This is a genomic window from Nitratireductor sp. CH_MIT9313-5, assembly GCF_037029545.1.
Lineage (GTDB): Bacteria > Pseudomonadota > Alphaproteobacteria > Rhizobiales > Rhizobiaceae > Chelativorans.
Map to the genome: position 1 here is coordinate 75073 of NZ_JAYMER010000017.1, position 13293 is coordinate 88365.

12 protein-coding genes are annotated in these 13293 nt (G+C 59.5%); all 12 read left to right on the forward strand.

Annotated features, from left to right (window positions below; all coding sequences use genetic code 11):
* A partial coding sequence (locus WA367_RS14385) for a flagellin (protein WP_336057469.1) occupies positions 1-676 on the forward strand: 676 nt, incomplete at its 5' end.
* A gap of 261 nt (positions 677-937) precedes the next feature.
* The gene (locus tag WA367_RS14390) at positions 938-1858 is read left to right on the forward strand and encodes a flagellin N-terminal helical domain-containing protein (protein WP_336057470.1); all 921 of its coding nucleotides are present in this window, start codon (positions 938-940) and stop codon (positions 1856-1858) included.
* A gap of 184 nt (positions 1859-2042) precedes the next feature.
* The gene (locus tag WA367_RS14395; RefSeq protein WP_336057471.1) at positions 2043-2915 is read left to right on the forward strand and encodes a flagellin N-terminal helical domain-containing protein; all 873 of its coding nucleotides are present in this window, start codon (positions 2043-2045) and stop codon (positions 2913-2915) included.
* A 120-nt stretch (positions 2916-3035) separates the two neighbouring features.
* A complete protein-coding gene (gene fliF, locus WA367_RS14400) occupies positions 3036-4685 on the forward strand; it encodes a flagellar basal-body MS-ring/collar protein FliF (RefSeq protein ID WP_336057472.1) in 1650 nt (549 codons plus the stop codon).
* Entirely contained in the window at positions 4685-5221 is a 537-nt protein-coding gene (locus WA367_RS14405) for a hypothetical protein (protein ID WP_336057473.1), read from the forward strand. Before fliF ends, WA367_RS14405 begins: the two co-directional genes overlap by 1 nt.
* 77 nt (positions 5222-5298) lie before the next feature.
* Positions 5299-6603, forward strand: a complete 1305-nt coding sequence (locus WA367_RS14410; protein ID WP_336057474.1) for a MotB family protein — start codon at positions 5299-5301, stop codon at positions 6601-6603.
* Positions 6603-7829 carry a chemotaxis protein gene (locus WA367_RS14415; RefSeq protein ID WP_336057475.1) on the forward strand — a complete coding sequence of 409 codons (1227 nt, stop codon included), beginning with the start codon at positions 6603-6605 and terminating at the stop codon, positions 7827-7829. Before WA367_RS14410 ends, WA367_RS14415 begins: the two co-directional genes overlap by 1 nt.
* A complete protein-coding gene (locus WA367_RS14420) occupies positions 7826-9139 on the forward strand; it encodes a flagellar hook-length control protein FliK (protein WP_336057476.1) in 1314 nt (437 codons plus the stop codon). The genes WA367_RS14415 and WA367_RS14420 overlap by 4 nt, the downstream gene beginning before the upstream one ends.
* Entirely contained in the window at positions 9105-9656 is a 552-nt protein-coding gene (locus WA367_RS14425) for a transglycosylase SLT domain-containing protein (protein WP_336057477.1), read from the forward strand. Before WA367_RS14420 ends, WA367_RS14425 begins: the two co-directional genes overlap by 35 nt.
* Positions 9657-9795: 139 nt before the next feature.
* Entirely contained in the window at positions 9796-10467 is a 672-nt protein-coding gene (locus tag WA367_RS14430; protein ID WP_336057478.1) for a response regulator transcription factor, read from the forward strand.
* An 87-nt stretch (positions 10468-10554) separates the two neighbouring features.
* Positions 10555-11790, forward strand: a complete 1236-nt coding sequence (locus WA367_RS14435) for a flagellar hook protein FlgE (RefSeq protein ID WP_336057479.1) — start codon at positions 10555-10557, stop codon at positions 11788-11790.
* A gap of 44 nt (positions 11791-11834) precedes the next feature.
* Positions 11835-13292 (forward strand): flagellar hook-associated protein FlgK, encoded by a 1458-nt coding sequence (flgK, locus tag WA367_RS14440; protein ID WP_336057480.1) that lies wholly within the window; start codon positions 11835-11837, stop codon positions 13290-13292.
* Position 13293 lies beyond the last annotated feature (1 nt).

The following is a 13293-nucleotide window of genomic DNA, read 5'->3' on the forward strand; positions in this document are numbered from 1 at the left end:
GATGAACGACGCCATCGGCGTTGTTGACCAGATCAAGGAAAAGGTTCTGCTTGCAAAGACGGCAAGCACGGAAGACCGCGCCAAGATTCAGACCGAAATTTCAGCGCTTCAGTCCCACCTGACGGACTCCATCGGCAGCGCTTCTTATGCCGGCGAAAACCTGCTTCAGACGGACCCGGCTGGCGCGACCAATCTCAGCGTCATTTCTTCCTACAACCGTGACTCCGCCGGTGCGGTGACGACCGGCACGATCGACGTGGCACTCTCAGATGTTCGCCTGATCGATTCCGTTGGTGACACCGGCATTCTAGACACCACCTTCACCACCACCGGTACCGGTGCAGTCACGCAGTCAGTCCTGACGCTCGACGTCACGGCAGCAAATCTCGACAGCACCGATTTTGATGAGATGCTGACGGGTATTGAATCCGCACTCAGCGACATGGCCACGGGTGCTGCTTCGCTCGGTGCCGCAAAGTCGCGCATCGACCTGCAGAAGGAGTTCGTCTCCAAGCTGTCCGATGCGATCGACCGCGGCGTCGGCACGCTTGTTGACGCTGACATGAATGAAGAGTCCGCTCGCCTTTCTGCTCTGCAGGTACAGCAGCAGCTTGGCGTCCAGGCACTCTCCATCGCCAACTCGAACGCACAGAACGTTCTCTCGCTCTTCCGCTAACAGGATTGAGCTGCAACACGTTCAGAAGGGCCGCATCTGCGGCCCTTTTTCGTTCGCCGCTCATATCAGGCGGTTGTATTCAACTCGCCTATAACGGGAAAAACCTAATAGTTTTCGTATGTTAGCACTTTGATAGGAACTTGCCCCCAAAGTGCTCCTGCATGACGAAGTGACCAAAGCAGTCATAGGCATGATGCCTTCCTCGTCAAACCGGACGGCCCGGTATGTCCTGTTAGTTTCAGTAAAAGGACGTATGCCAAAATGGCTAGCATCAACACCAATGCGTCGGCGATGACCGCGCTGCAGACCCTCAACACCATCTCCAAGAACATGGCGACGACCCAGTCGCGCATTTCGACCGGTCTGCGCGTCGCAGAGGCTTCTGACAATGCCGCTTACTGGTCGATTGCAACGACCATGAAGTCGGACAACAAGGCCAACTCGGTCGTTCAGGACGCAATGGGCCTGGGTGCGGGCAAGATCGACACTGCCTACACCGCCATGAACGACGCCATCGGCGTTGTGGACCAGATCAAGGAAAAGGTTCTGCTTGCAAAGTCTGCAAGCACCGAAGACCGCGCCAAGATCCAGTCGGAAATTTCCGCCCTTCAGTCGCACCTGACCGATAGCGTTGCCAGCGCTTCCTATGCCGGCCAGAACCTGCTGCAGACGGATTCCACCGCGACCGCGACCGACCTCAGCGTCATCTCGTCCTACAATCGTGACTCGACCGGCGCTGTGACCACCGGCACCATCGACGTCGCCTATGACGACGTGCGCCTGATCGACACGAATGCTGCAGACGCTGGCATTCTTGATAAGGTTGGCACCGCCTCCGGTGTTTCGGTTCTGACGCTCAACGTCTCCACACTGGCAGGCGTGACGGGTACTACGGAAGATGCCCAGTTCAACAACCTGCTCACCGACATCGAAACCGCGCTTGGCGACATGGCCACGGGCGCAGCTTCGCTTGGTGCCGCAAAGTCGCGTATCGACCTGCAGAAGGAGTTCGTCTCCAAGCTGTCCGATGCAATCGAGCGCGGCGTTGGCACGCTTGTTGACGCTGACATGAATGAAGAGTCCGCTCGTCTTTCCGCTCTGCAGGTTCAGCAGCAGCTCGGCACGCAGGCACTCTCCATCGCCAACTCCAACTCGCAGAACATCCTGTCGCTGTTCCGCTAAGAGTAGCGGCCGGCACGCCGGCCAGCTGAAAGCATTGAAGGCCGCTCGGGAAACCGGGCGGCTTTTTTCGTTAATGCCCATTAACCAGTCGTTAACCATAGGTTTCTTAACTAAGCTTAACCAAAGGTTGAGGCGATTCTCTCTTTAGCCTTTGGAACCAAACTGGGGTTAAAGGGGCAGACACGTGTCGAGCATCATGACAAACGCATCCGCAATGGTTGCGCTTCAAAGCCTGAAGATGACCAACAAGGCGCTGGATGTAACGCAAGGTCGGATCTCGACCGGTTACCGTGTGGCGGAAGCAAGCGACAATGCCGCCTACTGGTCCATTGCGACAACCATGCGCTCGGACAACAAGGCGCTCTCCGCTGTCCAGGATTCGCTTGGTCTGGGTGCAGGCAAGATCGACACTGCCTACACTGCCATGAGCAACATCATCGACCAGGTCGACGAAATTAAATCCAAGGTCCTGAGCGCACGCGGTGCAAGCGGCGAGAACCAGAAGAAGATCCAGTCCGAGATCGCGGTTCTTCAGGAGCATATCCGCAGCGCCGCCATTGGCGCCAGCTATGCGGGCACCAATATACTGGCAACCGATTCCACGGCTGACCTCGAGATCGTGGCCGGTTACAATCGTGCCTCCAACGGCACTGTCTCTGTCAGCTCCATCACGATCTCCAACACCAATATCCGCCTCTTCAGCGCAGACGGCCTGACCGGCACCACAATCACCACGGACATCATGGCCATCGATGTCGACGGCGCCACCGACGCCACAATTGACGGCTTCCTGACCGATGTTGAAGCTGCCATGAGCGCGATGGCCAATGCGGCGGCAGAGCTGGGTGCAGCAAAGACACGCCTTGATCTCCAGACGGATTTCATCTCCAACCTGATGGACTCGATCGAACGCGGTGTCGGCCAGCTTGTTGATGCGGACATGAACGAGGAATCCACCCGCCTTCAGGCCCTGCAGGTCCAGCAGCAGCTTGGCATTCAGGCGCTGTCCATCGCAAACCAGAACGCACAGAGCATCCTGTCCCTGTTCCAGGGCTAAGCTCTACCCCACCCAGTGTAATTTCAGATGGGTCGCCCCTCACCGGGCGGCCCATTACATTTTCGCACAAGCTTCAGCGCCTATGGTCGCTTCGTAACCTGCCGGGGAGCTTGTAGACTTTTGCCTGAGCAACTGCAGACCGTAGTCGAGAACCTGAAAACTCTGGGACCGCGCCGCCTGATGATGATGGGCGGCATGTTCGCACTTGTCATGGCGTTGATCGTGACCGGGGCCATCTATCTCAACAAGCCTGCCTATGAGACGCTTTATGTCGGGCTGGAACGTTCCGACGTGAACCAGATCGGCCTCGTTCTGAACGAGTCGGGCATCTCCTTCGACGTGGACTCAGGCGGTACCTCCGTGCTTGTGCCTGCCGGAACGACGGCACGCGCCCGCATGCTGCTTGCTGAAAAGGGCCTACCGACCTCTACAAATGCGGGGTATGAGCTTTTCGACAATGTCGGCTCCCTCGGCCTGACGACCTTCATGCAGGAAGTCACCCGCGTCCGCGCTCTTGAGGGCGAGATCGCGCGCACGATCCAGTCCATCGCAGGCATCAAGGCCGCGCGCATTCACATCGTGATGCCCGACCGTGGAAATTTCCGCCGCGAGGAACAGGAACCTTCCGCCTCCGTCGTAATCCGAGCGCAGGGCATTGATGCCACAGAAAAGGCCGCCTCGATTCGTTACCTGGTTTCTGCTGCTGTTCCGGGACTGAACGCCGAGAAGGTTACCGTTCTGGACTCCTCCGGCACCTTGCTTGCAGCCGGCGATGATCCCGCCAACAATTCCGCCCAGCGCTCCATCGGCATTGAGCGCACCGTGGAGTCGCAGGTCGAAGAGAATATCCGCCGCGCACTCGCACCTTATCTTGGGCCGGAAAACTTCCGCGCAAGCGTCAAGGCCAATGTAAACACCGACGCCCGCCAGGTCGAGGAAGTCATCTTCGATCCGAATTCGCGTGTCGAGCGCTCGGTGCAGGTGGTCCGCTCCAGCGAGAACGCGACCCAGGAAACGGCGACGAGCCCGACCACCGTGCTTCAGAACCTTCCGCAGGAAGAACCGGCCTCTCCCGATCGCCCCCGGTCCTCCGAGGAGAGTGAACGGCGTGAGGAGACCACGAATTACGAGCTGAACACCAAGCGTGTGGCCACCACCAGCAATGGCTATCAGGTGACAAAGCTCTCCATCGCAGTTGTCGTGAATGAAGAGCGCATCAAGAGCCTTCTCGGCGAGAATGCAACGGCAGATCAGGTCAATGATCGCATCGCCGAGATCCAGTCTGTTGTCGCATCCGCCACGGGATATGACGAGACACGTGGCGACGTGATCAAGGTGGCCGCAGTGGAGTTCATTGATGGCCTGGATGGCGTGGAGATCTCCGAGCCCGGCATTCTCGACAGCATGTCCACTCACATCGGCACTGTCATCAATGCTGCAGCATTTGTGCTGGTTGCCTTTCTTGTTACCTGGTTCGGCCTGAAGCCCATGAGCCAGGCACTGCTCGGCAATGCGGCAGCCAATGCCGAAGCCCAGATGCAGGCGGCCCTCCCCGCCCAGTCCGGTGCCCCGCAGATCGCGGCTGCTGGCGGTACCGGCGTTGAACAGGCTTACGCCGAAAACGACGAGGATGAAGAGGGTGCCGACGAACCGCTCAAGCTGCGCCCCGCTCCGCAGGACCGGTTGGCCCGCATGGTCGACCTTTCCGAAGAGCGGACGGCAGAGATCCTGCGCAAATGGGCGCGCGCTGAAAGCGAGGCACTCGGCTGATGACACCTCCATCCCTGGCAGATGCACTTCCCGACTTCGCACATTCCATTCCGGTCGCAGCACCTGCTCCGGCCTTGAAGGTGCCGCAGCCGGTACGCAACGAGGCAGCACTGGCCGAAAAGCGCCTGGAGGAGGCCGTAACAAAGGCGCGCGAGGAAACCGCCGCCGAATTGACCGCAAAACACGAGGCGGAACTTGCCGCCGCGCGCGCACGCCATGAGGAAGAACTTGCCCAGCTCCAACAGCAGCTTGGGGCGGAAATGGCCGTGGCTCTCATCAACAGCCTGCAGACAGCAGAGCAGCGCGTCATGGATGCCGCTGGCGAAATGACCGCGCGCATTCTCGGGCTGGCGCTGACCGACAAGCTGCAGGAAAAGGCGCTTGAGGAGTTTCTGGCGCGCCTTCAGGACGCACTGAAGGATGACGACACCCTGCGCATACGCATCGAAGGAAATGCGGTCATGCTTGAAGCGCTACGCACCCGCCTCGGCAAGCGTGCGCACCAGTTCGAACTGGTTCAGACAACCAGCCCTTAGCTAACAGCCGAAATCAATGAGACCCTGCTCGAAACGCGGCTGCATGAATGGTCGCGCCAGTTGGCGGAGCTTCTGGCATGAGCGCGGAAGATACCGAACGCCCCCAGGAAATCATCATCGTACGACGCGGTGGTGGCGACGAGGATGATGGCCATCACGGCGGTGCATGGAAGATCGCATTCGCTGACTTCATGACCGCGATGATGTGTTTCTTCCTCGTCATGTGGCTGATCAATGCCTCCAACGAGGAAACACGTGCGGCGCTTGCCAGCTACTTCAATCCGGTGAAGCTGATCGATCGGAACACCAACCGCAAGGGGCTGGAAGAGATCGGTCAGGGGCCGCAATCCACCTCCACCAATGAAGAGGTAGAAGACGGCAGCGCCGCACCGGCTGGTCGCAACGACAAGACCTCCGGTCCGGCAGATTTCAAGAACGCGACCGAAATGTCCGAGGTGCAGAAGTTTTCAGACCAAAACTTCTTCGCCAACCCCTATGCGGTTCTGGCCGAGATCGCTGCTGATGTCGGCCGCGATCAGAACATCTCCGCCAAGGGCGAAGGCGGCGCACAGCTTTCCGGCCCCTCCTCCGGCGCATCAGGCGGCGAAGCCTATCGCGACCCATTCGCACCCGACTTCTGGTCGCAGCAGGTCGCTGAGCCAAAGATCGGTGTGGAAGGTGATCCGGACAATGTCCGCCAGCAACCCTCCGGCGCAGACCAGCGCGCGATCGAGACCGGAGCATTCGAGCTTGCCGAGAATGGTCAGGTCGAGCGCATCGAAGGCGCAGACAGCGACAAGCCGGATAAGCCCGCTTCCGCGCCCCTACGCCGCGACGTGGCAGAGCTACAGCCCCTTGAACCCGTAGCCGAGCCTGAACCGCAACCCGCGAAAGCGCAAGAGACTCAGGACACGCCGCAGCCCGAAATACAGGAAGCAGCAGCGCGCGTGCGCCAGGAACTTGCTCGCGCCCTTGAAGGCGAAGGTCTGGCGGCATCGGTTTCAGTGACTGCAGGGCAGCAGGGCGTTCAGATCTCCGTCACCGATGATCTGCGGGAAGCCATGTTCGACATCGGATCGGCAGTTCCCCAGCGCACTCTTGTCTCAGCCATGGAAAAGATTGGCCGCACCCTGGCAGCCCAGGGCGGATCCATCCGCATCCACGGACACACCGACGGCCGACCGTTCCAGGCAGGCGACTATGACAACTGGCGTCTGTCCACCGCCCGCGCTCACGCAGCACAATACATGCTGGTTCGCGGCGGCGTACCGGAAGACCGTATTTCCGAAGTGGCCGGCTTCGCAGACCGCAAGCTCAAATTGCCCGACGATCCCTACGCGGATGCAAATCGGCGGATCGACATTTTCCTGGAGGTTGAGTGATGCCGCGCAGTGCGCAGCGCATTGCAGCTCTTCTTGGATGCGTAGGCGTAGCGGTACTGGCCGGACGCCTTCCCGCCCATGCGTCGGGGCTTGAGCCCTATCAGATGATGCGCTCGCTGCAGGTCGTGCAGGACAGGATTGCCGATGGCGATCATGCAGCACTACCGATGCAGACCAAGCTTTTGAACATCATCGACGCGCGCTTGCGCAACGCCCCGCGCGAAGCTTATTCCGATGCGCGCAATCTGAATGCACTGCTCGCCTATGCATCCAGCGGCGGCAATCCGAGCACGATACGAGACGTGTTTGCCACCCTCAGTCTTGAAGGCGACATGCGGGCCATCGCTGATGGACTGTTGAGCTATGCGCTGGGTGATCATGCCCGCGCGCGCGCAGCTCTCGGCGGTGTGAGCCCGCTTGACCTGCCTCCGGCAGTCGGTGCGCCTTTGGGGCTTGTATCAGGCTCGCTTCTGATGCGCGATACGCCCCTGCGTGCACTACAGCTATTTGACGAGACGCGCCTTGTTGCACCGGGCACGCTTCTGGAAGAAGCAGCTTTACGGCGTACATTGGATGCGACAGCAATATTGGGCGATGCCGAACGCTTCACCCGCGCCGCACGGCAATATGTGACCCGATTCATCCATTCGCCCTACGCCAGCCAGTTCGCCGAAAGCCTCGTCGCCGGCATCGTCACCATGCGCGACAAGATTGATCTTGATGAGGTTGCGCAGATCGCCGACCGCATGAGCGATGAGCAGGCGCGCGTCATCTATCTGCGCATTGCCAGGCAGGCGGCGATTGATGGTCATGACGGCCTCCTCGCATTCGCTTCTGAGCAGGCCGCCAAGAAGCCCTCCGATCCGCAACAAGCCGAACCGCTGGACCCGCGGGCCGTGCTTTATGCCAGCGCAGCGTCAGTGACCAAGGAGAATGTCACCGAGGTCCTTGAGACCTTGCGATCAATCGATGAAAAGCGCCTGTCGGCAAGCGACAAGGAGCTTCTCAGAGCGGCGAAAGCCATAGCACGCAGCGTGATAGAGCCGCCTGTTATCACCGTCGAAGCAGAACGGGCTGCCGAACCGGCCGTGCTGGGCGATAGCGGGCAGATCACCCCTGCCACCGCTGCGACCGAGGCTCCAGCGACTGATAATGAGGCCAGTTTCGTGCAGAGCGCGCGTGAAAAACTCGAGGCGGTTGATCGCCTTCTGGAGGCAAAGCGATGAACTCCCTGATGTCCACTCTCCTTGGCAACCTCCCCTCCAGATCGGCAAAACCCGCCATCGCACAAGATGCTGATGGCAAAAGTGCAAGACAATTATTTCAGGACGCACTGAAGCTGAAAAGCGATGATGACGCAGCCGCTATTCCCGTCGATCTGGCACCGGCCAAAGGCGCTGATATTGTCGGCGAGTCAGGCGACGCAGGCGTCAGCACGCGCCTGAGCGATATTCTTGACCGGCTTGCCGCGAAGATCGAAGCGGGGCCGCTGTCGGGGCATGGTCCTGAAGGGCAGAAGGACGTGATGACGCCGGACTTGAAGCCGGAGACGCCGGAGGGCGCGGCAGAAGGAGCGGAAGAACCCGCGCAGGGCCTGCAATCTGCTCCTGCCGCAGCGCCAGCCGAACACGCTTTGCAAACCAAGACCATACGCGGCAAAGACAATGCCACCGGCGACCCCATGCCCGATCCGGCGGACGCTGCCGATGAGCAGGCGCCCCGAACATTCGCTGCTTCCGCACCTGGCGAAGTGAGCAAATCCGAGATCGTCCGTGAGGGCGAAAAGCAGGCAACCACACAGGCCCAGCCCGCACCGCGCGAGACCGCGACCGCGACCGCGAAACAAGGTGCAGCCGTGGCGGAGAAACCGTCTGTTGCACAGACCGCTGATGCGTCTGCTCGAAATGACAGCGGCGAAATGGGCGGCGGCAAGCGCGATGAACAGGCCGCAAGGCCCTTCAAGACCGTTAGCGTAAGCACCTCACCACAGCCCGTGATGGGCAATTTCGCCAGTCATTCTGCCCTGGGCGACCAGGTGACATCCGCACTTTCCAGCGACAAGGCATTCCAGGCTGCTGCTTCGGCCGCGCCTAGGGAAATTTTTAAGGCAAATTCAAGTGCACCAGATGTCTTGCACACAATTAAGATTCAGCTCCGTCCTGCCGAACTTGGCAATGTAACCGCAGTCCTGAGAGGCAGCGGAGATCAACTATCAGTTGAACTTCAGGTGGAGACGGAAGCCGCAAGAAACAAGCTCTCGGCCGACGGGGATTCGATTGCGAAGGCACTGCGCTCGCTGGGCTATGAGGTCGACCGCATCACCATCCAGCAAACTTCTGCAAGCGGCTCCACAAACGCACAGCATTCCTCCACTCACGGACGAGGTCAGGGGTTTGAAAATGCGTCACCTGATGGCCGTTCAGGCTCCGGAAACCAGGGCAATTCCCACACAGGCTCCGACGGTTCCGGCCAGCGCTCGTCTTCCGCGCAGGGCCCGCAAAATGCTGCTACGGATACTGACAGCATCTATATTTAGCATCACTGCCTCGGGCGCATTTGCCAGCCCAAATCCATGCGAAGGAGAAATCCTGGCAGCAGCGGAGAAATATGCGATTCCGCCAGGGATTCTCTACGCTGTAGGCCTTACCGAAACCGGCGTGAAAGGCAGCCTCCAACCCTTTGCCCTCAACATTGAAGGCAGGACTTTCTACGCCCGGAACCGCACAGAGGCCGTGCATGCTTTCCATACTGCGCGCAAGCAGGGAAAGAAGCTGATCGATCTCGGCTGCATGCAGATCAATCACCATTACCACGCGGCCGAATTTGACAGCGTCAGCGACATGCTCGACCCGCATCTCAATGTCGAATACGCCGCCCGTTTTCTCAAGCGCCTGAATGACCGTCACAAGAGTTGGTCCATGGCCGTCGCCCGCTATCACGCAGGACCCGACAACGACCCGGCTCAGAAGCGATATTTGTGTAGGGTGATAACCAATCTTGTGGCTACAGGCTTCGGCAGATGGACACCGGCCGCACGATCCTTTTGCAACTAATTGGTGCATGATCGAATGGGTAGCCGTGCAGATGAGTCACAGCTGCTCCTGAAATATTTATAATTGAAAATATATGTTGTCAGCGATTCCGCCCACCGGTTACTTCTTGGTTAACAAGTGATTCGGAAGGGGGCTCTTCATGATCGTTGTGGTGGACGAGCGTGAACTTGTAACCCAGGGGTATAATTCTCTTTTTGGCCGCGAAGGTGTGGCTACGGCGGGATTTGGTCCGGGCGAGTTTGGTGAATGGGTAGACAGTGCGGCAGATGACGACCTCAAGGCCGTCAGCGCATTTCTGCTCGGCAAATGCGACCAGGCCGAAATGCCTGCAAAGCGCATTCGTGAGCGATCCAATGCTCCGGTAATTGCGCTTGCCGAACAGCAGTCGCTGGAAGACACGCTTCGCCTCTTCGAGGCCGGTGTCGACGATGTGGTGCGCAAGCCGGTGCATGTTCGCGAGATCCTCGCCCGCATCACCGCAATCAGCCGCCGCGTGGCCCAGCAGCAGCCAAGCTTCACCCAGATCGGGCCGATGCGCATCTTCGCTGATGGCCGGGACCCCGAGATTGACGGCGAACCGCTGCCACTGCCGCGCCGCGAGCGCCGCATTCTTGAATATCTGGCGAGCAACGCATCCCGCCGGGTGACAAAGTCGCAAATCTTCAACGCGATCTACGGCATCTTCGATGAAGACGTCGAAGAGAACGTCGTGGAGAGCCATATTTCCAAGCTGCGCAAGAAGCTGCGCGCGAAGCTGGGTTTCGATCCAATCGATTCAAAGCGCTATCTCGGCTACCGGCTGGTGGAGTAGCGCGCGACGGCAGGCGACAGGCTCGTGACCAGCTTCGCGCAAGTCACGACGGTTATCCTCCCATCAGCGTAACGAGGAGAAATCCGCATGAGCCTTTATGGAATGATGAGAACCGGCGTGTCGGGCATGAATGCCCAGGCCAACCGGCTCTCCACCGTCGCCGATAACATCGCCAATTCCAGCACCAATGGATACAAGCGGGCGAAGACGGAGTTCTCCACGCTGGTCATCCCCAGCACCCAAGGATCCTACAATTCCGGTGGCGTGCAGACGACGGTGCGCACCTCCATCTCCACCCAGGGCGTACTGCAATACACGACTTCGGTCACGGATCTGGCAATCAAGGGCGATGGCTTCTTCGTCGTCCAGAACCCATCGGGACAGCCACTTCTCACCCGCGCCGGCTCCTTTGTCCTCAATTCCGAGGGCGAGATGGTGAACGCCGGTGGCTTTCGGCTACTCGGCTACAGTTACGCAAACGGCGACCCCGCAGCGACTGCCAACGGCTATGCGGGCCTTGAACCGGTAAAGATCACCCAGGCGGAGCTGATCGCAACACCGACAGCCAACGGGTTCCTGAAGGGCAATCTGCCCGCGGATGCTCCAGTGTTGACCGGCGCCCCGAGCGCCACGAACTACACGCAAAAGACCTCCCTTGTCGCCTATGGGACGATGGGCGAAGAAATGCTCTTCGACGTCTATATGTCCAAGACAAGCGCGTATGATTCCTCGACCGGCACGGGCGTCGATGAATGGCAGGTTGAGGTCTATGACCGCGCCACGGGAACCCTCGTTCCTGGCGGTACGGCGACAATGACCTTCGACAATACCGGCGCGCTAACGGCTCCCGCAACGGCGAGCCTTGCTCTTGCGTCCGGACAGACGATCGAGCTTGACTTGAATGACATGACACAGCTCGGCGCTCCCTTCGACATTGCGGATGCCGCAATGGACGGTGCACCGCCAAGTACGATCGAAAGTGTCGAGATCGGCACCGACGGTGTTATCTACGCTCAGTACGCAGACGGCTCATTCAAGCCGCTCTACCGCATCCCGGTGGCAAGCGTGACAAGTCCGGACCAGCTACAGGTTCTGGCGGGCAACGTCTTCACTGAAAGCCCCAATTCCGGCCCGGTGCGTATCGGCTTTGCCGGCAATGGCGGCATGGGCGACATCGTTTCCGGTGCCGTCGAGAATTCCAATGTCGATATCGCGCAGGAGCTGACCGAGATGATCGAGTCCCAGCGCAGCTACACCGCCAATTCGAAAGTGTTCCAGACCGGCTCCGACCTGATGGAGCTTCTGGTCAATCTGAAGAGATAGTGACCGTTCATTGATCGGCTCGTGGGGGGCCGGAAAGAGGAGTAATGTCGCTTACATCTGCACTCAGTATCGCTCAGTCTGCGCTGTTCAACACATCGCGCCAGACGAGTGTTGTTTCGCGAAACATCTCCGACGCATCCAACCCCGATTACGCACGACGGACGTCAATCTATTCAAGCACCAATGGTGGCGCGCGCATCAGCGAGATCAGGCGTGCCACCAATGAAGCCCTTTTCCGCCAAAATCTGACCGCCCTCTCCGGATGGCAGGCGCAGGCTTCAATGTCGGGTGGGTTGGATACGCTGCAATTGCGTGTCAACGGGCCAGACAATGCCACCTCACCTGCGGCGAAGCTGGGTGTCCTGCAAGAGGCACTTCAGACCTTCGCTGCAACACCATCCAACGTGACGCTCGGCGAAAATGCCGTGGAGGCGGCACGCGGTCTCGTTCGCTCTCTCAACAATGGCACCCAGGCCATCCAGAGCTATCGCGCCGAACTGGACGCAGAGATCAAGGTCTCGGTCGATGATCTCAACCGCCTGCTGGCGGAGTTCGAGACCGTCAACAAGGAAGTGGTCAAGGGCACGCGCGCAGGCTCCGACATTTCTGATGCGATGGATGCGCGCGACAGTCTTCTAAAGAAGATTTCCCAATATGTTCCTGTCTCGACGGTCAACCGTCCGGACAATGACATGATGGTGCTGACTGCTGACGGCGCAACCTTGTTTGAAACCATTGCGCGTCCGGTCACTTTCACCGCCAACACGACCTATACCGCCGCAATGACCGGCAATGCCATCTATGTGGACGGTGTTCCGCTTGCAGCAGGCACCGGCGGCAATACGACAGCCATGGGCAGCCTGGCAGCGAAGCTGCAGATGCGTGACGTTGTGGCTCCCCAGATGCAGCGTCAGCTTGACGAGACAGCGCGCGGACTTATCGAAGCCTTTGCCGAAACCGACTCTTCTGGCGCCAATCCTCTGGCTGGCCTGTTCACGTGGCCCGGCGGCCCGGCGCTGCCGACATCCGGCACTCTCGTGGAAGGTCTTGCAGGACGCATCACCGTCAACGCGGCGGTCGATTCGGAGAAAGGTGGCGATCCCAAGCTTCTCCGCGATGGCGGCATCAATGGCGCGGCCTATGTGAAGAACACCTCGGGGGCAGCGTCCTACTCTTCGACGCTCATCGCCTATACCCAAAAGCTCGACGAACCGATCGCCTTCGACCCTGCAGCAGGCATCGCTTCTCCACGCAGCCTGACGGGTTACACGGCCGATTCTATCGGCTGGCTGGAAGCATTGCGCCAGGATGCTGCGCGCGGTGCGGAAGCCAAGGAAGCGCTTTCGGTTCGTACCGCTACAGCACTTTCCAACGAGATCGGCGTCAACATGGACGAGGAAATGGCGCTGCTGCTCGAACTAGAGCATTCCTATGAAGCGTCCGCACGCCTGATGAGCGTCGTAGACGAGATGCTGGCCACCCTGATGTCGATTGCGAGATAAA

Excerpts from the sequence above, each read along its gene's own strand:
- WA367_RS14390 (WP_336057470.1), top strand. The coding sequence starts at position 938 with ATGGCTAGCATCAACACCAATGCGTCGGCGATGACCGCGCTGCAGACC.
- WA367_RS14405 (WP_336057473.1), top strand. The coding sequence starts at position 4,685 with ATGACACCTCCATCCCTGGCAGATGCACTTCCCGACTTCGCACATTCC.
- WA367_RS14410 (WP_336057474.1), top strand. The coding sequence starts at position 5,299 with ATGAGCGCGGAAGATACCGAACGCCCCCAGGAAATCATCATCGTACGA.
- WA367_RS14415 (WP_336057475.1), top strand. The coding sequence starts at position 6,603 with ATGCCGCGCAGTGCGCAGCGCATTGCAGCTCTTCTTGGATGCGTAGGC.
- WA367_RS14420 (WP_336057476.1), top strand. The coding sequence starts at position 7,826 with ATGAACTCCCTGATGTCCACTCTCCTTGGCAACCTCCCCTCCAGATCG.
- WA367_RS14425 (WP_336057477.1), top strand. The coding sequence starts at position 9,105 with ATGCTGCTACGGATACTGACAGCATCTATATTTAGCATCACTGCCTCG.
- WA367_RS14430 (WP_336057478.1), top strand. The coding sequence starts at position 9,796 with ATGATCGTTGTGGTGGACGAGCGTGAACTTGTAACCCAGGGGTATAAT.
- WA367_RS14435 (WP_336057479.1), top strand. The coding sequence starts at position 10,555 with ATGAGCCTTTATGGAATGATGAGAACCGGCGTGTCGGGCATGAATGCC.
- flgK (WP_336057480.1), top strand. The coding sequence starts at position 11,835 with ATGTCGCTTACATCTGCACTCAGTATCGCTCAGTCTGCGCTGTTCAAC.